This window comes from Bradyrhizobium sp. CCBAU 53415, from assembly GCF_028128735.1.
GTDB lineage: Bacteria > Pseudomonadota > Alphaproteobacteria > Rhizobiales > Xanthobacteraceae > Bradyrhizobium.
On sequence record NZ_LBJF01000002.1, the window covers coordinates 395,589 to 415,409 of the forward strand.

Consider the following 19,821-nt stretch of genomic DNA (forward strand, 5'->3'; position numbering starts at 1 on the left):
ACCGCTGATGGCAAGGACAGACGCAGTACCGGTCCTCGAGCTCGCAGGTATCGGCAAGGAGTTCGGTGCGATCCGCGCACTGCACGATGTCGACATGCAGATCCTGCCCGGCGAGGTGGTCGGTCTGATGGGCGACAACGGCGCGGGCAAGTCGACGCTGGTGAAGATCATCGCCGGCAACTTTCGCCCCAGCCATGGCGAGATCCGCTTTGCCGGCAGCGCGGTCCAGTTCAACCGCCCGGTCGATGCCCGTGCCGTCGGCATCGAGGTGGTCTATCAGGACCTCGCGCTATCAGACAATCTGACGGCAGCCGCCAACGTATTTCTCGGCCGCGAGCTGAAGCGCAAATTCGGACCCATCGCATTGCTCGACCACAAGGCGATGGCGGCGCGCGCCCTGGAGCTGTTCGGCGAGCTGCGCTCGGAGACGCGTCCCGACGATCTCGTCAAGCAGATGTCGGGCGGCCAGCGCCAGGCGGTGGCGATCGCGCGGACGCGGCTTTCCAATGCACGCCTGGTCATGATGGACGAGCCGACCGCCGCGATCTCGGTCCGTCAGGTCGAGCAGGTGCTCGGCCTGATTCACCGGCTGAAGGAGCAGGGCGTCGCCGTCATGCTGATCTCGCACCGCATGCCCGACGTGTTCGCGGTGTGCGATCGCGTCGTCGTTATGCGCCGCGGCGAGAAGCGGGCCGACAAGCCGATCCACCAGACCAGCCCGGAGGAAGTCACCGCTCTCATCACCGGCGCGAAGGAGGCGGCGTGATGGCGATGCCCTTGGAATCCCCGATCACCTTCTCCAATGTCGGCAGGATCAGGTGGTGGCAGCGCGGCATCTTTGCCTCCCAGACCGGCTATGTGCTGCTCGCGCTGGCGGCGCTGCTGGTGATCATGAATTTCGCCAGCCCCTATTTCTTCACCGAAGGCAACATGCAGAACGTGGCGAAGAATTTCTCCTTCATCGCCATTGCGACGCTCGGCGTCACCTTCGTGATCATCACCGGCGGCATCGACCTCTCGGTCGGCTCGATGATGTGCTTCTCCGCCATGATCACCTCGATGGTGATGACCGAACTGTCGGCGCCTGGCTCGGCCGCGGGCTCGCTGTTCGTGCATATGGCGGCCGACGGCAAGACCGTGCTCGCCAATGTGCCCGGGCTGATCCTGCTGGTCTCGATCCTCGCCGGGCTCGGCGTGGCGCTGATCGCGGGTCTCGTCAACGGCTTCTGCATCGCCGCGCTCGGGCTGTCGCCCTTCGTCACCACGCTCGGCATGCTCTCGATCGTGCGCGGGCTCGGCTATGTCGTCTCCAACGGCCGTGGCAGTTTTCCGGGCGGACCGGACGCCGATTATTTCTACGCAGCCACATCGGGCGACGTGCTCGGCGTCCCCGTACCTTTCATCTATCTCGTGATTCTTGCGCTGGCGATGGCGGTGGTGCTGCACCACACATCGTTCGGTCGCCACGTCTTCGCGCTCGGCGGCAACGAGAAGGCGGCCGAGCTGACCGGCATCCCGGTGGTGCGGGTGAAGGTCGAGGTCTACGTGATCTGCGCGCTCGCCGCGGGGCTCCAGGGCATCATCATCTCCGGCTGGCTCGGCTCGGCGCCCGCCAACATGGCCACATCCTACGAGCTCAACGTGATCGCGGCGGCCGTGATCGGCGGCGCCAACCTCGCCGGCGGCATCGGTGGTCCGTTAGGTGCCATCGTCGGCTGCGTGCTGCTGGAAGTGATCCGCAATGGTCTCGTGCTGGCCCAGGTCAGCTCCTATTGGCAGCAGACGCTGGTGGGCGTGATCATCATCCTGGCCGTGCTGGTCGACCGCATCCGCTCGCGGATGACGTGACGTCGCTTCGGGAAGGCAACGAACATGCCGCCTGTCCGCTTCCCGGCGCTTTCGAGAGGATGGGCACCAAACAAGGGTGGAGGAGACAATGAGGAAATTTCTTCTTGCCGGTATCGCCGTTGCGATGATGGCGACGCCGGCATTCGCCGCGAACTACCGCTTCGTCATCGTGCCCAAGGCGATGAACAATCCGTTCTTCGACTTCGCGCGCGACGGCTGCCTGAAGCGCGCCAAGGAGCTCGGCAACATCGAGTGCATCTACAAGGGGCCGGTGGAGCATGAGCCGGCGACGCAGGCCCAGATCATCCAGGACTTCGTCACCCAGAAGGTCGACGGTCTCGCCATCTCGGTCGCCGACGTCGCGGCCATGACCAAGTCGATCGAGGCGGCAACCGCCGCCGGCATCCCGGTCATCACCTTCGATGCCGATGCGCCGGGCTCCAAGCGCATCGCCTATATCGGCACCAACAACAAGGAGTTCGGCCTGGCCCTCGGCAAGCAACTCCTGAAGATGCGGCCCGACGGCGGCAAATACGCCATGGTCTCGGGCGGTCCCGGCGCCAGGAACCTCGCCGAGCGCGTCGATGGCGTGCGCGAGGCACTTAAGGGCTCGAAATGGACCGAGGTTGCTGGCTCGCCGACCTTCTGCAACGACGATCCCGCGCTGGCGGTCCAGCAGATGACGGATATGCGCACCGCAACGCCCGACCTCGCCGCCATCGTTCCGATCGGCGGCTGGCCGATGTTCGCCCCGGAAGGCTTCAAGGCCTTCGCCTCCAGGAACAAGAAGGACATCGATTCCGGCAAGTTCACGCTTGTCGTCGCCGATACGCTGAAGATGCAGCTCGAGCTGCTGCGCGACGGCTATGCCAATGCGCTGGTCGGCCAGCGTCCGTTCGAGATGGGCGAGAAGGCGATGGACACGCTGCTCGCCATCAAGAAGGGCGAGAAGGTGCCGGAGATCGTCTATACCGGGCTCGACCTCGTGACCAAGGACAACGTCGCGCAGATGCTGAAGTAGGAGCGCCGCCAGCCCCGCGCTCCTGCATGCCACTCCCGCTTGCGGTTTCCGCAAGCGGGAGTGATGATTTGGACTGCTGGAACAAGACAGCTGGAAGGCAATGGGAATGAAACGCTCGCGGCTTGGCTCCCTCGACGTGACTTCGATCGGTCTCGGTTCCGCTCCGCTCGGCGGATTGTTCACCCCCGTCAGCGATGCAGATGCGGAGGCGACGATCGCGCGGGCCTGGTCGCTCGGCGTGCGCTTCTTCGATACCGCGCCACTCTATGGCTTCGGCCTCGCGGAGCGACGGTTGGGCGCGTTCCTGCGGCAACAGAAGCGCGAGTCCTATGCCATCTCGACCAAGGTCGGCCGCCTGCTGCGTGTACCGGATGGCGCCGCGGCCGAGGACGAGCACTACAAGGGCACGCCGCGCGAGCGGCCGGTGTTCGACTTCAGCCATGACGGTGTGATGCGGTCGGTCGAGGAGAGCCTCGCCCGCCTCGGGTTCGACCGCGTCGACGTCCTGCTCGTGCATGATCCCGACGACCACTATGACGACGCCGTCGCGGGCGCCTTCCGCGCGCTCCAGCGTCTGCGCAGTGAAGGCACCGTCAAGGCGATCGGCGCCGGCATGAACCAGTCGGAGATGCTGGTTCGCTTCGCCGAGGCCGTGCCGGTCGACTGCTTCCTGCTCGCCGGGCGCTACACGCTGCTCGATCAGGGCGCACTGGATGCGCTGTTTCCGCTCTGTCGGGCGAAGGATATCGGCATCCTGCTCGGCGGCATCTACAACAGCGGCATCCTGGCCAATCCGCGGACTGGCGCGAAGTTCAACTATCAGGACGCCGATCCTGCGCTCGTTGCGCGAGCGCTTGCGCTCGACGAGCTCTGCCGCAGGCACGGCACCGAGCTGAAAGCCGCCGCGCTCCAGTTCTGCATGGCCCATCCGGCGGTGACCGTCACGGTGATGGGTGCGCGCAATGCCGCGGAAGTAGCCGACAACATCGCGATGTCGGAGGCGGCGGTGCCGCCGGCGTTCTGGCAGGAGCTGCGTGCGCGAAAGCTCGTCGATGCACGGGCGCCGCTGCCGGGCGGAGTGTAAGGCGTGATCATCGACGCCCACCAGCATTTCTGGGACCCGGCGCACGCCGACTATCCCTGGATGGAGGCGGACGAGCTTACGCCGATCCGTCGCGCCTTCGGTCCCGCCGATCTCGCGCCATTGCTGAAAGCAAACGGCGTCGACGCGAGCATCGTCGTGCAATGCCGCTCCGCGCTGGAGGAGACCGAGCAGTTCCTGCGCATCGCGCGCGCCAATCCCTTCATCGCCGGCGTGGTCGGCTGGGCCGATCTGACCGATGGTGCACTTGATGAAACGCTCGACCGGCTGCGCGCTTTGCCCGGAGGCAGCAAGCTGGTCGGCATCCGCCACCAGGTTCACGACGAGGCCGACCCCGATTGGCTGCTCCGCGAGGATGTTCAGCGCGGCCTCACGGCTGTGTTCGCCCGCGATCTCGCTTACGATTTCCTCGTCCGCGCCCGCGAGCTGCCATCCGCGATCGCGACGGCGCAGGCCTTTCCGCAGGCGCGCTTCGTGCTCGACCACGCCGCCAAGCCGCCGATCGCAGCCGGCGGGAGCGCCGAATGGGCTGACCGCATCAAAGCGTTGGCGGCCTGCGGCAATGTCTGGTGCAAGATCTCAGGGTTAGCGACCGAGACGGTCTGGAACGACTGGGATGCGGAACGGCTGTTTCCGTTCGTCGAGCACGCCGCGAGATGTTTCGGCGAGGACAGGCTGATCTTCGGCTCCGACTGGCCAGTCTGTCTGCTTGCGGGAAGCTACGGTGAGATCAAGACCGCGCTGGAGGCCTGCCTCGCGAGACTTGGCCCGCGTGTGCGGGACAAGGCTCTCGGTGTGAACGCGGCGCAGGCGTACCAGCTGGCTATCGCCGGTTAGCGCGAAGCGCCGGTGTCCTCCTGCCTCTCCTGGCAGAGCAGGAGAGGCAGCGGCGGGACCCGCTCCAAGCCTACTCCGACATCGGCTTGTCGGAGATGTCCCAGTCCTTGCCGGTGAAGGTGGAGATGAACAGCGTCTTCATCGGCGTGTAGTTATCGGGCGTGTAGCTGTAGGTGACGCCATCGAGGAAATAGGGCGAATGGAAGCCCGCGAGTGTCGATGCCTGCTTCAGCACGTTGGCGCGGGTGAGCTCGTCGCCGCAGCGGCGCAGGATCTCGCCCATGGTCACGGCCTGGCCGTAGCCGGCGAAGGCGATGGTGTTGTCGGGGTCGATCGCCGGCGTGTACTTCTTGCGCAGCTCCTCGAACGCCATCACGTCGGGGTCCTTCTCCCATTTCGGCAGTCCGACTTCCTTGTTGTAGCGGATGGCAACAATGCCGGTGGCGTTATCGAGACCCGCAGCATTGAGGATCGAGCGACCGGTCGAGCCGGCGGAAAGAAGCTGCAGCGGCTTCCAGCCGAGCTCGGCCACTTTACGAATCGACTGCGACGACGCCTTGCCGGTCGAGATGTTGTAGAAGACGTCGGCGCCCGACTTCGAGAGATTGATGAGCTGGGAATCGACCGTCGGATCGGTGAGATCGTAGGTCTGCTCCATGATCACCTGCGCCGTGCCGCCGGCATCGGCCAGCACCTTCTTGAAGGGCCCTAAGAAGTCGCGGCCGAAATCGTCGTTCTGGTAGAGGATGCCGATCTTGGCGTTCGGCTTCACGCTGACGACGTGCCGGGCCAGGATACGCGCCTCGGTCGGATAGAGCGGCAGGCCCGCCATGGTCCATTTGAACTCTTTCGGATTGTTCCACTTCGATGCGCCGGTGTTGAGCAGGAGCTGCGGCACGCCTTTGGAGTTCAGGTATTTGTGCACGGCGGTCTGCGGCGCGGTGCCGAGCGAGCCGTAGAGCGCCAGCACCTCTTCCTGCTCGACCAGCCGTCGCGTGGCCTCGACGCATTTCGGCGCGCTGTAGGCATCGTCCATGGTGAGGAACTTGACCTTGCGGCCGTTGATGCCGCCCTTCTCGTTCAGCATCTGGAAATAGGCTTCGCCGATGCGCCCCAGCACGCCGTAGAGCGAGCCGGGGCCGGAATGCGGCACGGTCTGTCCGATCTTGATCTCGGTGTCGCTGGCGCCCGCGTCGTATTTCTTCTCCGCGGCCCGGACATACGGCGCAGGCAAGGTGGATGCAGCGATGGTGGCGAGCGCGGCGGCGCTGAAATCGCGCCGCGATGGATTCCTGGTCATTATTTGTTTCTCCCTAGTGAGGGCATTGTGCTGGCATCGCAGTGCAGCTCGCAAGTAGGAAGTCGCGGCTTTGCGACGCAATGACGCTCAAATCGCGGGAGTGTCAGCGTGTAGACTCAAGTCTTCTCGGCGACGACGACGAGGCCGCGCACCGGCTCGCTGTTCTCGTTGCGCGGCGAGGCCGACTCCAGTGTCAGCAGCTTGAGGCCCGCCTTGGCGATGGCACCGCGCACATATTCCGCGGCGTGGGCATAGCGTAAGCCGTTGCCGAGCACGATGCCGCTGCCGTCATGCGTCTCCAGCGTGAAGGCGAGCACGCCACCTGATACGAGCACGCGCCTGGCTTCGCTCAGCACCGGTGCGAGATCGGAGAGATAGACGAACGCGTCCGCGGCCACGACGAGATTCGCGCTTGCGTCGGCCTTGCCGCGCAGGCCCTCGATCATGTCGGCGACCTCGAGCTCGGCATAGAGGTTGGTGGCGCGCGCCTCCTTGATCATGCCCGGCGACAGGTCGATGCCGACGAAATGATCGACCTGCTTGGCGAAGGCAGCCGCCGCAAGTCCGGTGCCGCAGCCGAGATCGATGGTGCGCTTGAAGTAAGTCGGCTTCTTCGCGGCGACCCTTGCGGCCAGCACCGCCTTGAAGATCAGCGCGGGCCCGCGGTAGTCGAGATCGTTGACCAGCGCGTGCTCGAAGCGGGGCGCGTATTGATCGAACAGCGCCTGCACATAGGCTTTTGGCATCTCCGCCACCTCCGCGTCGCCGAGCCGCATCAGGTGCAGGCCGGCCCCGTGCTGGTCCTGGGGATCGGATCGGCGCGCTTCCCGAAATGCCGCGATCGCCTTGTCGCGCTCGCCGAGCTGCTGACGGATTTCGCCGAGCGTGAACCAGGCCGAGGTGAAGTTCGGCGCGAGCTCGATCGCCTGGTCCAGGAGGTCCGCGGCGGCGGGCAGATCGCCCTTGAGCTGGAGGTCGCGCGCGAACTCGAAGCGCCGGTCGGCCATGAGATCGCCGGAGGTCTGGAACAGGCGCAGGGGCATCGGGAACCGGGAACGAAGCGGTGATGACTCGAAGACGCGATGACGCAACCTATATAGCAGGCATGCGTCCGCAAGACATCCTGTTGCCAACTGCTGCCGGCCTGTGTTGCAAGCCCGGCGGCTTCCATATCGACCCTGTCCGTGCGGTCGAGCGCGCCGTGATCACCCACGGGCATTCCGACCATGCCCGCGCCGGCCATGGCGCGGTGCTGGCGACGCAGGAAACGCTCGATATCATGCGGCTGCGGTACGGCGAGAATTTTGCCGGATCGACGCAAGCCATCCGCTATGGCGAGGAGATCCGGTTCGGCGACGTCACCGTCAAATTTCACCCGGCCGGCCACGTGCTCGGCTCCGCACAGATCGCCGTGGCCTGCAAGGACACCTGCATCGTCGTCTCCGGCGACTACAAGGATGCGGCCGATCCGACCTGCGCGCCGTTCGAGCTGGTGCCCTGCGACGTCTTCATCACCGAGGCCACCTTTGGACTGCCGGTATTCCGGCATGGTGATGCGAGCGACGAGGTGAAGAAGCTGCTCGCCTCGGTCGCGCTGTTTCCGGAGCGCGCGCATCTGGTCGGCGCCTATTCGCTCGGCAAGGCCCAGCGCGTGATCGCGCTGCTGCGCCAGGCCGGCTATGACGCGCCAATCTACCTGCATGGCGCCCTGGAGAAGATCACGCATTACTACCAGAGCCGCGGAATCACGCTCGGCGAGCTGAGGCCGGTGAAGGGCGTGAAGAAGGCAGCGCTTGCCGGCACCATCACACTGGCGCCGCCCTCGGCGACTTCCGATCTCTGGACGCGGCGTTTTCCCGATCCCGTCACCGCCTTCGCGTCCGGGTGGATGCGCGTGCGCGCCCGGGCGCGGCAGCGCGGTGTCGAGCTGCCGCTGGTGATCTCCGACCACGCCGATTGGGACGGCCTCACCGCCACGGTCGACGCGACCGGCGCGGGCGAGATCTGGGTCACCCATGGCCAGGAAGATGCGCTGGTGCATTGGTGCCGGAGCAAAGGCCTGAAAGCGCGGCCGCTCGATCTCGTCGGCTATGGCGACGAGGAGGAGAGCGAGACGCCGATTCCAGACGAGGCCGAAGCATGAACCGCTTCGCCGAACTCCTCGACCGCCTTGCTTACGAGCCCGGCCGTAACAACAAGCTGCGGCTGATCACCGGCTATTTCCGCGAGGTCGGCGATCCCGACCGCGGTCATGCGCTGGCGGCGCTGACCGGCGCGCTGAGCTTCAAGCACGCCAAGCCCGCGTTGATCCGAAACCTCATCGCGGCGCGCACCGATCCGGTGCTGTTCGGGTTGAGTTACGACTACGTCGGCGACCTCTCGGAGACGGTGGCGCTGATGTGGCCTCGGCGGGTGCCTAATAATGGCGAATCTTTTCCGAGCCACCCCTCTCCCCCGCCCTCCCCCGCAAGGGGGGAGGGAGCACAGCGGAGTGCGCGGCCACCGGAAGCGACAACAAGTCATGGCGATTTCGAAAGTGATGGGCGCATGGCTCTCTCCGTTCCCTCCCCCCTTGCGGGGGAGGGGCAGGGAGGGGAGTACCGCGGGCGAGATGCTGAAGAGTCTCCTCACCCAAGCAGCCACAACAATCCGCCGCCCCCGACGCTCACCGAGGTCGTCACCACGCTGCGCACGCTCGGCAAGACCGAATTGCCAAAGCAGCTCGAGCGCTGGCTCGACGAGCTCGACGAGACCGGCCGCTGGGCGCTGCTGAAGCTCGTCACTGGCGCGCTTCGCATCGGCGTCTCAGCGCGGCTGGCGAAAACCGCGGCTGCGGCGCTCGGCGACAAGGACCCGCATGAGATCGAGTTGATCTGGCCCGGTCTTGCGCCGCCCTATCTCGATTTGTTCGCCTGGCTGGAAGGCCGTGGCGACAAGCCCGTCAATCGCGATCCCGCGCCGTTCCGGCCCGTCATGCTGGCGCATGCGATCGAGGACACGGATTTCGCCACGCTCGATCCCGCCGACTACATTGCCGAATGGAAATGGGACGGCATTCGCGTGCAGGCGGTGGCGGGGCGGGACGGCCGCGGCCACATTGCGGCGCGGCTCTATTCGCGCACCGGCGAGGACATCACGGGGAGCTTTCCCGACCTCGTGCCGTCGCTGCGGCTCACAGGCGCCATCGATGGCGAGCTTCTGATCCTGCGCGGGGGCCGCGTGCAGAGCTTCAACGTCCTGCAACAGCGCCTCAACCGCAAGGTCGTCTCGCCGAAACTGATCAAGGAGTTTCCGATCCACCTGCGCGCCTACGATCTGCTTGGCGACGACGAGAACGATCTGCGCGAGCTTCCCTTCGCGGAGCGGCGCGAACGGCTGGAGACGTTCGTTGCCAAGCTCGGCGATCCCCGCATCGATCTGTCGCCGACCGTGCCCTTCGCGAGTTGGGATGCGCTCACCGCGGCACGCGCCGATCCGGCGAGCGCCGGAGCCGGCGATGACGCAGAGGCCGTCGAAGGCGTGATGCTGAAGCGACGCGATGCACCCTACCTGCCGGGGCGGCCGAAGGGGCAGTGGTGGAAGTGGAAGCGCGATCCGCACATCATCGATGCCGTGTTGATGTATGCGCAGCGGGGCCACGGCAAGCGTTCGTCCTATTATTCCGACTACACCTTCGGCGTCTGGACCGAGGGCGAGACTGGCGACGAGCTGGTGCCGGTCGGCAAGGCCTATTTCGGCTTCACCGACGAGGAGCTGCTGCAGATCGACCGCTTCGTCCGCCGCAACACCACGGAAAAATTTGGTCCCGTTCGCCACGTCGTGCACGAGGGCGACAAGGGGCTGGTGCTGGAGGTCGCGTTCGAGGGGCTGCAGCGTTCGCCGCGACACAAGTCCGGCGTCGCCATGCGCTTTCCCCGCATCAGCCGCCTGCGCTGGGACAAGCCGCCGCGGGAGGCGGATCGGCTGGAGACGCTGGAGAGGATGCTGAAGGCGGAAGCGGCGGAGATTGAGGTGTGAGGCGGTGCGCTCCCCCTCCCGCTTGCGGGAGAGGTTACAGCCAGCCCGAGGCAGGCGCTGCCGGAATTAAACTCCCGTAACCCGATTGACGCCTCGATGCGGGTTCCCCATGTGCCCCGCCGTGCCCTATAATGGGGTCGAATCCCCTGAGGAGTTCGCGATGGTCCAAGAAGTCAGAGATTTGCCGGCCGGCCGCAGCGACGGCCTGCACCGCTTTCTCGGCGGCTCCCCGCTGGCGGTCGCGTTCCGGCTGGTCCTGCTCTCGATCCTGGTCGGCGTCGTGCTGGCCGCGATCGGCTTCGATCCCTGGAATATCATCACCAGCATTCGCCTCTTGTTCCAGCGTCTCTGGGATCTCGGCTTCGATGCCGTGAACTGGCTGTGGCGCTACTTCCTGCTCGGCGCGGTCATCGTGATCCCGATCTGGCTGCTCTCGCGCGTCTTCGGTGCGCCGCGCGGCCGGTGAGGATTTGATTGAGGGAGCGCGCAGCCGATGCAACTGCGTTTCGTCGGCTGCGGTGACGCCTTCGGCTCCGGCGGCAGGCTCAACACCTGCTTCCATGTCTCGGGGCGCGCGGCCAACTTCCTGATCGATTGCGGCGCGTCGACTCTGCCGGCGCTGAAGCGGCTCGAGATCGACCGCAACGAGATCGATCTGATCCTGATCACGCATTTCCATGGCGACCATTTTGCCGGGCTGCCGTTTGTCCTGCTCGACGCGCAATTCTCACGGCGGACGCGGCCACTGACGATCGCGGGCCCGCAGGGCATCGCGGCGCGGCTTGCCCAGGTGATGGAAGCGCTGTTCGAGCATTCCTCGACAACCAACCAACGCTTCGAGCTGAACGTGGTCGAGCTCGCGCCCCAGCAACGCCGAAGCTTCGGCGCGGTGACCGTGACACCCTTTCCAGTCGTGCACGGCGAATCCGGCGGGCCTTTCCTGGCCTATCGCATCGAGGCCGAGGGCCGCACGCTGGCCTACAGCGCCGATACCGAATGGACGGAGACGCTCATTCCGCTGGCGCATGGCGCGGACCTTTTCATTGCCGAAGCCTACATGTACGAGAAGGTGGTCAAGAACCATCTCAGCCTGAAGATCTTGGAACAGCACCTGCCCGCGATCGCCGCCAGGCGGCTCGTCCTCACCCATATGAGCGACGACATGCTGTCGCATCTGAGCGAAGTGCCGCATCTGGCTGCAGAGGACGGCATGGTGCTCGTGTTCTGACATGCACGCACCGGTTCATCCCAGGATCGGCTCCCGCCAGGTGTTCGCCATCGCGGGGCCGGCGATGGTCGCGAACCTGACCACGCCGCTGATCGGCGTGGTCTCGACCACCGCGATCGGCCGGCTCGACGATGCCGCGCTGCTCGGCGGCGTCGCGATGGCCTCCGTCATCTTCGACTGCCTGTTCTGGCTGTTCGGCTTCCTGCGCATGAGCACGCTCGCCTTCACCGCACAGGCGCTGGGCGCCGGCGAGACGCGCGAGCAGACCGCGATCCTGGTGCGCGGCTTCATCGTTGCCGGCCTGATCGGCACCGCGCTGATCGCTCTGCAACTGCCGCTGACTTCGGTGCTGTTCGACCTGATGGGCGGCAGCGAAGGCGTGACGCGCGCGGCGAAAACCTACTTCATGATCCGGATCTGGTCATCGCCATTCGCCTTCGCCAATTACGTGGTGCTCGGCTGGCTGGTCGGACAGGCCCGCGCCAATCCGGCCCTTGCGCTCCAGGTCGTCATCAACCTCATCAACATGGTGGCGACGGTCCTGTTGGTGCTGGTCTACGACATCGGCATTGCCGGCGCGGCGATCGCCGCGCTGCTGTCGGAGACGACCGGCTTCGCGCTCGGCGTCATCGTCTGCCGGCGCCATGCCGCCGGAGGCTTCAGCGTGCCCCGTGCAACGCTGTTCAATCGCGTCAAACTGATGCGTCTGCTGGCGGTGAACTCCGACATCATGATCCGCACGGCGGCGCTGATCGTCGTGTTCCTGTTCTTCACCGCCAAGGGCGCGCGCGCCGGCGACGTCACGCTGGCGGCGAACTCCGTGCTCAACAATTTCCTCCTGGTCAGCGCCTTCTTCCTCGACGGCCTCGCCAACGCAGCCCAGCGGCTCTGCGGCCGAAGCTTTGGCGCGCGCGACGCCAGGGGATTTGCGGATTCGACCAGGCTGGTGCTGCTCTGGGGCCTCGGCTTCGCGCTGGTCGTCGCCGCGCTGTTCGCGCTGCTCGGCCCCAACCTGATCGATGTCATGACGGCCAGTGAGGACGTACGCCGCGCCGCGCGCGACTTCCTGCCGTTCATCGTGCTCGCCCCCATCCCCGGCGTGTTCGCCTTCGGCTTCGACGGCATCTATGTCGGCGCGACCTGGGCGCGCGAGATGCGCAATCTGATGCTGGCCTCGCTGGCAATCTTTTTCGGCATTTGGCTGGGGCTGCAATCGTTCGGCAATGCGGGACTGTGGAGCGCGCTGATCGCGTTCTACGTCGCCCGCGGCGGCTTGCAGGGTGCGCGCTATCCGGCGCTGTATCGGGCGACGTTCTCGAAGCCGTAACTCTCGTGTCCCGGACGCGCTGCAGCGTGAAACGCTGCTGCGCAGAGCCGGGATCCAGCAGGCATAGGCCCCGGATCAGCAGCGCACCGCTACCCGCTGCGCCGCATCCAGGGCACCAGACTGTCTCACATCCCCGGCCAGTCTTCCGCCGTGAGCGTGGCCGCATCAGCGCCGACGATATCGGACAGCGAATCCCGCCCCGTGCGAAGCAGCGTCGAGGTCAGGTCGCGCTTGATCTCGTCGACGAGGCCGAGGCCCTTGTAGACCAGCGACGAATAGAGCTGGATCAGGCTGGCGCCGGCGCGGATTTTCGTCAGCGCGGCGCCGCCCGAGTCCACGCCGCCGACGCCGATCAGCGGAAACGCACCCTCGACGCGCACATAGGTCTCCGCGACCATGCGCGTCGAAAGGCGAAACAGCGGCCGCCCCGACAGGCCGCCTTGCTCCTTCGCCCGTACCTGCTCACGCAACGTGCTCGGCCGCGCGATCGTGGTGTTCGACACGATCATGCCGTCGACCCGGCGCGAGCGAGCGACCTGCACGATGTCGTCGAGCTGGGCAAGGCTCAAATCCGGGGCGATCTTGAGCAGCACCGGCGTGTCGCCCGCCTTCTGGCGCACCCGCTCGCGGGCGTCGATCACATGTGCGAGGAGCTCGTCGAGCAGCGCGCCTTCCTGCAGATTGCGCAGGCCGGGCGTGTTCGGCGAGGAGACGTTGACGGTGAAATAGCTCGCCACCGGCGCAAAGGTCTCGATCAGCTTGACGTAGTCGGCGACGCGGTCCGGGGAATCCTTGTTGGCCCCGACATTGACGCCGACGATACCGCCGTGCTGCGCGCGCGCGGCGAGCCGGCGCAACGCAACGTCCGCGCCGTCATTGTTGAAACCCATGCGGTTGATGATCGCCTCGTCGCGATCGAGCCGGAACAGCCGCGGTCGCGGATTGCCTTCCTGCGGCTTCGGCGTCACCGAGCCGATCTCGACGAAGCCGAAGCCGAGCCGCAGCAGCGCGTCCGGCACCTCGGCGCTCTTGTCGAAGCCCGCGGCCATGCCGATCGGATTGGGAAAGTTCAGTCCGAAGGCGCGCACCGCGAGCTTGGGATCATCGGCGCGCGGCTTGACCGGCGGCAGGAAGCGCAGGCCCTGGATCGCGAGGCGATGCGCGTCTTCGGGATCGAGCCAGCGCAACACCGGCAGCGAAAAGGCGTCGAACGCGCGGATCACGGCAACAACTCCGGAACGTCGTGACCGCCGTCGGAACGGATGTTGAGGTTCATCACTGCGATCACCGCGCCGAGATCGAGCTCGCCGTAGAGATGCGGGAACAACTCGTCATTGCGCGAGCGCTCCCAGCGCAGCTCACTGCCCAGCACGTCACCGTCGACCTCGACCAGGAACAGCGCACGCTGCCCGAAATAGTGCTTGCGCAGGGTCTCGGGGACCTGGGCAGCGGTCGAGAAATGGATGAATCCATCGCGCGCATCATCCGCGCTGCCCCGGTAGGCACCCTGCCGTTCCGCCTCGCGCCAGGCCGAGGCCGGACAGATTTTGTAGATCTTGACCACCGCTTCCGCAGCCTTGTTTGTTCTTTGAATTATTTGGGTTTTTTCGTCTCTCGCGGGTCCGCAAAACCCGGGGGCGACCGTAAAGGCCGTCCCTTCCGAACTCAAGACCTAGAGCCTTTTCCGTTCCAATGAAATCGGAACGGGGCTTTCGATTGCTGTTTTGACGCGTTTTCTTGACGCGAACCGATACCCACTTCGCCTGAAACCGCTTTCCCCTGCTGCCTCTTGCGCGAAAAACGGAAAACCGGTTGATTTGAGGACAGTTTTCCTGAGTTGCGACGGGCTGGACCTTCCATGGTCAGACAGGCCAAAGCGCAGAGGATGCTGACCCACGACCAGATCTGGGCCGCGCTGGATCGGCTGGCGGCGCGCGCCGGATTGTCACCGTCCGGCCTTGCCAAGCGCGCCGGGCTCGACCCCACCACTTTCAACAGGTCCAAGCGCGTCACCGCCGACGGCCGCGAGCGCTGGCCCTCGACCGAATCGATCGCCAAGGCGCTGGCCGCGGCCGACACCTCGATCGACAGCTTTGCGAAGTTGATTGACGACGACGGCGTGCGCGACGGCCGTTCGGTGCCGCTGCTCGGCTTCGCGCAGGCCGGGACGAGCGGCGCTTTCGACGAGGCCGGCCTTCCATCCGGCAGGGGCTGGACCGAAATCGCGCTTCCCACCACGGAGGACCGCCACACGTTTGCGCTGGAGATTTCCGGCGATGCGCTTGCGCCTGTCTATCGCGACGGCGACATCGTCCTGGTCTCACCCGGCGCGCCGATCCGCAAAGGCGATCGCGTGGTGGTGAGGAGCAAGGCGGGTGAGGTGACGGTCGCGACGCTGAAGCGCCGCTCCGCAAAGACGCTGGAGCTTCAGCCGCTCGATGGGGCAGAGGCCGAATGCACGATGGCGGCGGGTGATGTGGTGTGGATCGCGCGGATCCTGTGGGCAAGCCAGTGATCGGTTGCCACCGGTGTTGCGATCGGCCGATGACATCGGCCGGGCCACGCCTTGTCTGCCGCGACCTTGCGACTCACCGTCCCTCTTACATAGGTTGCGTACCTGCTGCCGACCAAATTCATCGCAGGGGGAATATGATGGATCGCCGTCACGCATTGAAGGCCTTGGCGGGTCTCGCGCTTTGTCCGCTATGCAAGCCGGGCTTCGCGGCCGAAGGCACCCATTGGAGCTATGAGGGCGCCGGCGGCCCGGCCAAATGGGGCGACCTCGACGCGGCCAACAAGGCCTGCGCGGTCGGCCTGCAGCAATCGCCGATCGACATCGAGGCGACGATCAGGTCGCAATTGCCGGTTCTGAAGCTGAACTGGGGCAAGAGCGCCGACACCATCGTCAACAACGGGCACACGATCCAGCTCAACTTCGCCGAAGGCAGCACGCTCGCGCTCGGCGACGTCAGGTACAAGCTGCTCCAGGTGCACTTTCACCGGCCGAGCGAGCACATGATCGGCGGCAAGAATTTTCCGATGGAGGCGCATTTCGTCCATCGCAACGATGCCGGCGGTCTGGCCGTGGTCGGTGTGCTGATGGCCGAAGGCAGGCCGAATGCGGCCTTCGGCAAGATCGTCAAGTCCATGCCGGCGGCGGAAGGGCCCGCGGTGAAAGCCGATGCCGGCATCGATCCTCACGTCCTGCTGCCGCAAAAGCTCAGCTATTTCCGCTATCCCGGCTCGCTGACGACTCCGCCCTGTTCGGAAGTGGTCGAATGGCTGCTGCTGACCGATCCGATCCAGGTCGCCAGCGCCGACGTTGCCGCCTTCGCAAAGCTCTATCCGATGAACGCGCGCCCGGTGCAGAAGGACAACCGGCGCTACGTGCTGCGGTCGACCTGAGACGGCGTCTCCGATCAACACTGTCGTCCCGGCGAACGCCGGGACCCATACCGCGTGATCTGTCGGAGAGTGGCGGTCTTCGGACCGACGCAAGCGCAATTACGAATCTTCGCCTAACTTCTCCCTGGGGTTGGGTCCCGGCGTTCGCCGGGACGACAGCGGAGTGTAGAGCGAAGAGCAACGCGTTTCTCACGCGCTCCTTGCCAGCGCGCCGTCGATCATGTTCACCGCATTCTGCACGCCGTACACGGCGACGAAGGAGCCGAAGCGCGGACCCTTCTCCTGGCCGAGCAGCACCTGGTAGAGCATGTTGAACCAGTCGAGCGTGACGCCGGGCCGGCCGTCCTTGCCCTTCTTGACCTGGTCGAGGAACGGCTCGCGGCGGCCGACCTCGTAGACGACGTTCTGGATGTCCTCGGCCGAAGCGTCCGGCGCCAACTGCGACAGCGCATCGCGCAGATCCTGAAGCGCGGCGCGCTCGCTGTCTGTCGGCACCCGGAACTGCTTCGTGGGCGCGACGAAATCGCGATAATAGTTGATGGCGTAGCCGACCATCGCGTCCAGCTTCGGATGCGTCTGCGGCGTCACGCCGGGGCGATAGCGGCCGATGAAGCCCCACAGCGTCTCGGCATTCTCCGCGTTCGACGACGACACCAGGGTCAGCAGCAGCTGGAACGTGACGGGCATGTCGCCCTTCGGCGGCTTGCCGTTGTGGATGTGCCAGACCGGATTGCCGAGCTGCTGCTTGCCGTCCTGCTTGGCAAAGCCGTCGATGAACTGCTGGTAGTCGTCGACATTGCGCGGGATGACATCGAAATACAGCCGCTTGGCCGCCTTCGGCTCGCGGTACATGAACAGCGACAGCGATTCCGGCGAGGCATAGCGCAGCCATTCGTCGATGGTGAGGCCGTTGCCCTTCGACTTCGAGATCTTCTGGCCCTTCTCGTCGAGGAAGAGCTCGTAGTTGAAGCCTTCGGGCGGCGTGGCGCCGAGCGCCTTTGCTATGGCGCCGGACAGCTTCACGGAATCGATCAGGTCCTTGCCGGCCATCTCGTAGTCGACGCCGAGCGCGACCCAGCGCATCGCCCAGTCGGCCTTCCACTGGCACTTGACGTTGCCGCCGGTGACGGGCGTTTCGACCTCCTGGTTCGTGTCAGGATCGACATAGGTCACCGTGCCGGCCGCGACGTCGCGGCGGATCATCGGCACCTGCAGCACGACACCGGTGGTCTTGCTGATCGGCAGGAACGGCGAATAGGTCGCGCGGCGATCGGGACCCAGCGTCGGCAGGATGATCGCCATGACCTTGTCGTAGGCGGCGAGCATCTTGAGCAGCGTCGCGTCGAAGCGGCCCGACGTGTAGTAATCGGTCGAGCTCGCGAATTCGTAATCGAAGCCGAAATGATCGAGAAAGGCGCGAAGCCGCGCATTGTTGTGCGCGCCGAAGCTGTCATGCGTGCCGAAGGGATCAGGCACGCGCGTCAGTGGCTTGCCGAGATTGGCTTCCAGCGGCGCCCTGTTCTGCACGTTGTCAGGCACCTTGCGCAGACCGTCCATGTCGTCGGAGAAGGCGAGCAGACGTGTCTTGATCTTGTCCTCGGTCAGCACGCGGAAGGCATGCCGCACCATCGAGGTGCGCGCGACCTCGCCGAACGTGCCGATATGCGGCAAGCCGGATGGCCCGTAGCCGGTCTCGAACAGCACCTCGTCCTTCGGGCTTTTCTTCAGCCGCGCGACAATGGCCTTCGCCTGCTCGAACGGCCAGGCGTTGGATTGTTCGGCGAGCGCACGCAGGTCGCTCGGGCTCATGCTGGGATCGATAACGGACATCAAGAAGGGCCTCCGGGCCGCGGAAAATAGCGATTTTCGGGCAGAATGCAAAAATGGTCTTGATCGTCGTTCCGGGGCGCGCGAAGCGCGAACCCGGAATCCCGAGATTCCGGGTTCGATGCTGGCGCATCGCCCCGGAATGACGATCGTTGTTTAGAACGGGCTCACCGAGAAATACCGCAGCCACAGATCGGTATAGCGGCCTTTTTCCCAGACGCGGAACATCGCCCAGTTCAGGGCCTGTCGCAGCACGTCGTTGCCCTTGCGCACGGCGATCCCGATGCCTTCGCCGAAGAAACGGCTCTCGACGAAGGGACCGCCGGAGAAGGCGCAGCAATCGCCGGAATCGGTGCCGTTGATCCAGAACGCCAGCGAGATGGCGTCGCCGAAGATGAAGTCGACCTCACCACTGCGCAAAGCGGCGCGCATCGCATCGTCACTGGGATAGGCATGCAGCTCGGCGTCGGTGAACATCGCCTTGAGATAGGCCTCATGCGCCGAGCCGGCGATGACGCCGACCTTCTTGCCCTCGAGATATTCGGGCCGGATCTCCGGCATCACCGCGTCCTTGCGCGAGACGAAGCGGGCCGGCACCCGGTAATAGGGATCGGTGAAGTCGACGCGTGAGCGAAGCTGCGGGCTCGCCGCCATCGAGGCGATGATGGCATCGCCCCGGTTGGAGGTGAGCGCGTCGACCAGCGTCTCGAAGCGGCGCATCTGCACGGTGCAGGTGACCTTGATTTCCTCGCAAAGCGCGCGGGCCAGATCGACGTTGAAGCCGGCCGGATTGCCGTCCGCGCCGGTGAAATTGAACGGCGGATAGTCAGTCTCGGTCAGGAAGCGGATCACGGTCAGGCGCGACAGGTCCGGCCGTTCCGGTCGGCGGCGCGGGTCCCAGAAGCCGGGCACGGCCTGCGGGGCCGCCTGGGGTGCGGCTTGCGGTGTGACCTGAGGTGCCGCCGGCGGCCGCCTGGCGGGCGCCTGGGCCTCGGCGCCGGTCAGTCCCGCGAGCAGGCACGCGCCGACGGCCAGCCCCGTCAGCAAGCTACGGGCAGATTTGGACGATTTCGCCTGGTGCGATGGAGCCATCGGCCGGAAATGAACGAATTTCGTTGGGATCGGAGGGCCTTATAGACCATCCCAGCGGGAACGCGAGCGCCGATTGCGGGCTGGGTAAAGGTCTCTCAGACGTCATGCCCGGGCTTGTCCCGGGCATCCACGAACTTCCTCGCCCGCCCAAGAACTTGGATGGCCGGGACGAGTCCGGCCATGACGGATGTGGAGGCACCGCGCCCGGACATAAGGCTCAAAGATACTTCTTCAAATCAGCCGCCGCCTCTTCCGGCGTCCGCTTCAAATTGAACGGCGAGACGAACCTCCCGTCGCGGTCCATCAGGTAGATCAGCGCGGTGTGGTCCATGGTGTAGTCGCCGTCCTTGGTCGGGACCTTCTTGGCATAGACCCGGTAGGAGGTGATGACCTTGGCGGTCTCGGCGGGATCGCCGGACAGGCCTTCGAGGTGCGGATCGAAGCTCGACAGATAGTCCTTCATCGTTGCCGGCGTATCGCGCTCGGGATCGACCGAGATGAAGACGGCATTGACCTTGTCGGCGTCCTTGCCCAGTGCGCGCAGCACTTCCGAGAGCTCGAACAGCGAGGTCGGGCAGACGTCGGGGCAATGGGTGTAGCCGAAGAAGATCAGGGTGGGCTTGCCCTTGAGGCTCTTGTCCGTGACGGCCTTGCCGTTCTGGTCGGTCAGCTGGAACGGGCCGCCGATCGCGGCCGGCTGCGCCACCTTGCTGAGCCCGCCCATGGCCCAGAACATGATCAGGAGCCCGACAATGAGGCTTGCGGCGAAGGCGGTCGCGATCACCAGCGGACGGGTGGCGGGTCTCATGGGCGTAAA

Annotated in this window: 19 protein-coding genes; 12 read left to right on the forward strand and 7 right to left on the reverse strand. The window is 65.5% G+C overall.

The genetic code is table 11. The features are described from left to right. Positions 1–7: 7 nt before the first annotated feature. The 5 genes from XH87_RS08130 to XH87_RS08150 all read left to right on the forward strand — a co-directional run bounded on the left by XH87_RS08130 (position 8) and on the right by XH87_RS08150 (position 4,808). A complete protein-coding gene (locus XH87_RS08130; RefSeq protein WP_271586851.1) occupies positions 8–766 on the forward strand; it encodes an ATP-binding cassette domain-containing protein in 759 nt (252 codons plus the stop codon). Next, entirely contained in the window at positions 766–1,848 is a 1,083-nt protein-coding gene (locus XH87_RS08135; protein ID WP_271586852.1) for an ABC transporter permease, read from the forward strand. The genes XH87_RS08130 and XH87_RS08135 overlap by 1 nt, the downstream gene beginning before the upstream one ends. Positions 1,849–1,936: 88 nt before the next feature. Continuing rightward, positions 1,937–2,869 carry a sugar-binding protein gene (locus XH87_RS08140; protein ID WP_199763183.1) on the forward strand — a complete coding sequence of 311 codons (933 nt, stop codon included), beginning with the start codon at positions 1,937–1,939 and terminating at the stop codon, positions 2,867–2,869. Between the two features lie 106 nt (positions 2,870–2,975). Then, positions 2,976–3,953: an aldo/keto reductase gene (locus XH87_RS08145; RefSeq protein WP_271586853.1), complete on the forward strand. Its 978-nt coding sequence runs from the start codon at positions 2,976–2,978 to the stop codon at positions 3,951–3,953. 3 nt (positions 3,954–3,956) lie between these two features. Continuing rightward, a complete protein-coding gene (locus tag XH87_RS08150) occupies positions 3,957–4,808 on the forward strand; it encodes an amidohydrolase family protein (RefSeq protein ID WP_271586854.1) in 852 nt (283 codons plus the stop codon). A 70-nt stretch (positions 4,809–4,878) separates the two neighbouring features. Here the strand turns inward: XH87_RS08150 and XH87_RS08155 are convergent, their stop codons facing one another. Next, positions 4,879–6,108 (reverse strand): ABC transporter substrate-binding protein, encoded by a 1,230-nt coding sequence (locus XH87_RS08155; protein ID WP_271586855.1) that lies wholly within the window; start codon positions 6,106–6,108, stop codon positions 4,879–4,881. Positions 6,109–6,224: 116 nt separating this feature from the next. Further along, the gene (locus XH87_RS08160; protein WP_271586856.1) at positions 6,225–7,151 is read right to left on the reverse strand and encodes a class I SAM-dependent DNA methyltransferase; all 927 of its coding nucleotides are present in this window, start codon (positions 7,149–7,151) and stop codon (positions 6,225–6,227) included. A gap of 62 nt (positions 7,152–7,213) precedes the next feature. Between XH87_RS08160 and XH87_RS08165 the strand changes: the two genes are divergently transcribed. The 5 genes from XH87_RS08165 (at position 7,214) to XH87_RS08185 (ending at position 12,680) form a co-directional block, all read left to right on the forward strand. After that, entirely contained in the window at positions 7,214–8,251 is a 1,038-nt protein-coding gene (locus XH87_RS08165) for a ligase-associated DNA damage response exonuclease (protein WP_271586893.1), read from the forward strand. Further along, positions 8,248–10,125, forward strand: coding sequence for a cisplatin damage response ATP-dependent DNA ligase (locus tag XH87_RS08170; protein WP_271586857.1), 1,878 nt, complete (start codon positions 8,248–8,250; stop codon positions 10,123–10,125). Before XH87_RS08165 ends, XH87_RS08170 begins: the two co-directional genes overlap by 4 nt. Positions 10,126–10,285: 160 nt before the next feature. Further along, entirely contained in the window at positions 10,286–10,591 is a 306-nt protein-coding gene (locus XH87_RS08175) for a DUF6460 domain-containing protein (RefSeq protein ID WP_271586858.1), read from the forward strand. 27 nt (positions 10,592–10,618) lie between these two features. Then, entirely contained in the window at positions 10,619–11,353 is a 735-nt protein-coding gene (locus XH87_RS08180) for an MBL fold metallo-hydrolase (RefSeq protein ID WP_271586859.1), read from the forward strand. A 1-nt stretch (position 11,354) separates the two neighbouring features. Further along, complete coding sequence (locus tag XH87_RS08185) at positions 11,355–12,680, forward strand: MATE family efflux transporter (RefSeq protein ID WP_271586860.1); 1,326 nt, start codon at positions 11,355–11,357, stop codon at positions 12,678–12,680. Positions 12,681–12,805: 125 nt separating this feature from the next. Here the strand turns inward: XH87_RS08185 and XH87_RS08190 are convergent, their stop codons facing one another. Beyond that, positions 12,806–13,903 carry a quinone-dependent dihydroorotate dehydrogenase gene (locus tag XH87_RS08190; protein WP_271586861.1) on the reverse strand — a complete coding sequence of 366 codons (1,098 nt, stop codon included), beginning with the start codon at positions 13,901–13,903 and terminating at the stop codon, positions 12,806–12,808. Further along, on the reverse strand, positions 13,900–14,244 hold the full coding sequence (locus XH87_RS08195) for a DUF952 domain-containing protein (RefSeq protein WP_158670376.1): 345 nt from the start codon (positions 14,242–14,244) through the stop codon (positions 13,900–13,902). The genes XH87_RS08190 and XH87_RS08195 overlap by 4 nt, the downstream gene beginning before the upstream one ends. Positions 14,245–14,538: 294 nt before the next feature. Here XH87_RS08195 and XH87_RS08200 point away from each other — a divergent pair, with 294 nt between their 5' ends. Beyond that, entirely contained in the window at positions 14,539–15,195 is a 657-nt protein-coding gene (locus XH87_RS08200) for a S24 family peptidase (RefSeq protein WP_271586862.1), read from the forward strand. A 137-nt stretch (positions 15,196–15,332) separates the two neighbouring features. Beyond that, positions 15,333–16,085: a carbonic anhydrase gene (locus tag XH87_RS08205; RefSeq protein ID WP_271586863.1), complete on the forward strand. Its 753-nt coding sequence runs from the start codon at positions 15,333–15,335 to the stop codon at positions 16,083–16,085. A gap of 189 nt (positions 16,086–16,274) precedes the next feature. Here XH87_RS08205 and XH87_RS08210 read toward each other — a convergent pair whose 3' ends face one another. From XH87_RS08210 to XH87_RS08220, 3 genes are all read right to left on the reverse strand, one after another. Beyond that, positions 16,275–17,915: a lysine--tRNA ligase gene (locus tag XH87_RS08210; protein WP_271586864.1), complete on the reverse strand. Its 1,641-nt coding sequence runs from the start codon at positions 17,913–17,915 to the stop codon at positions 16,275–16,277. Positions 17,916–18,068: 153 nt separating this feature from the next. Then, complete coding sequence (locus XH87_RS08215) at positions 18,069–19,004, reverse strand: transporter substrate-binding domain-containing protein (RefSeq protein ID WP_035708977.1); 936 nt, start codon at positions 19,002–19,004, stop codon at positions 18,069–18,071. Positions 19,005–19,221: 217 nt separating this feature from the next. Then, entirely contained in the window at positions 19,222–19,812 is a 591-nt protein-coding gene (locus tag XH87_RS08220; RefSeq protein WP_035708976.1) for an SCO family protein, read from the reverse strand. Positions 19,813–19,821 lie beyond the last annotated feature (9 nt).

Excerpts from the sequence above, each read along its gene's own strand:
- XH87_RS08130 (WP_271586851.1), top strand. The coding sequence starts at position 8 with ATGGCAAGGACAGACGCAGTACCGGTCCTCGAGCTCGCAGGTATCGGC.
- XH87_RS08135 (WP_271586852.1), top strand. The coding sequence starts at position 766 with ATGGCGATGCCCTTGGAATCCCCGATCACCTTCTCCAATGTCGGCAGG.
- XH87_RS08140 (WP_199763183.1), top strand. The coding sequence starts at position 1,937 with ATGAGGAAATTTCTTCTTGCCGGTATCGCCGTTGCGATGATGGCGACG.
- XH87_RS08145 (WP_271586853.1), top strand. The coding sequence starts at position 2,976 with ATGAAACGCTCGCGGCTTGGCTCCCTCGACGTGACTTCGATCGGTCTC.
- XH87_RS08155 (WP_271586855.1), bottom strand. The coding sequence starts at position 6,108 with ATGACCAGGAATCCATCGCGGCGCGATTTCAGCGCCGCCGCGCTCGCC.
- XH87_RS08160 (WP_271586856.1), bottom strand. The coding sequence starts at position 7,151 with ATGCCCCTGCGCCTGTTCCAGACCTCCGGCGATCTCATGGCCGACCGG.
- XH87_RS08165 (WP_271586893.1), top strand. The coding sequence starts at position 7,214 with ATGCGTCCGCAAGACATCCTGTTGCCAACTGCTGCCGGCCTGTGTTGC.
- XH87_RS08170 (WP_271586857.1), top strand. The coding sequence starts at position 8,248 with ATGAACCGCTTCGCCGAACTCCTCGACCGCCTTGCTTACGAGCCCGGC.
- XH87_RS08175 (WP_271586858.1), top strand. The coding sequence starts at position 10,286 with ATGGTCCAAGAAGTCAGAGATTTGCCGGCCGGCCGCAGCGACGGCCTG.
- XH87_RS08180 (WP_271586859.1), top strand. The coding sequence starts at position 10,619 with ATGCAACTGCGTTTCGTCGGCTGCGGTGACGCCTTCGGCTCCGGCGGC.
- XH87_RS08185 (WP_271586860.1), top strand. The coding sequence starts at position 11,355 with ATGCACGCACCGGTTCATCCCAGGATCGGCTCCCGCCAGGTGTTCGCC.
- XH87_RS08200 (WP_271586862.1), top strand. The coding sequence starts at position 14,539 with ATGGTCAGACAGGCCAAAGCGCAGAGGATGCTGACCCACGACCAGATC.
- XH87_RS08205 (WP_271586863.1), top strand. The coding sequence starts at position 15,333 with ATGGATCGCCGTCACGCATTGAAGGCCTTGGCGGGTCTCGCGCTTTGT.
- XH87_RS08210 (WP_271586864.1), bottom strand. The coding sequence starts at position 17,915 with ATGTCCGTTATCGATCCCAGCATGAGCCCGAGCGACCTGCGTGCGCTC.
- XH87_RS08215 (WP_035708977.1), bottom strand. The coding sequence starts at position 19,004 with ATGGCTCCATCGCACCAGGCGAAATCGTCCAAATCTGCCCGTAGCTTG.
- XH87_RS08220 (WP_035708976.1), bottom strand. The coding sequence starts at position 19,812 with ATGAGACCCGCCACCCGTCCGCTGGTGATCGCGACCGCCTTCGCCGCA.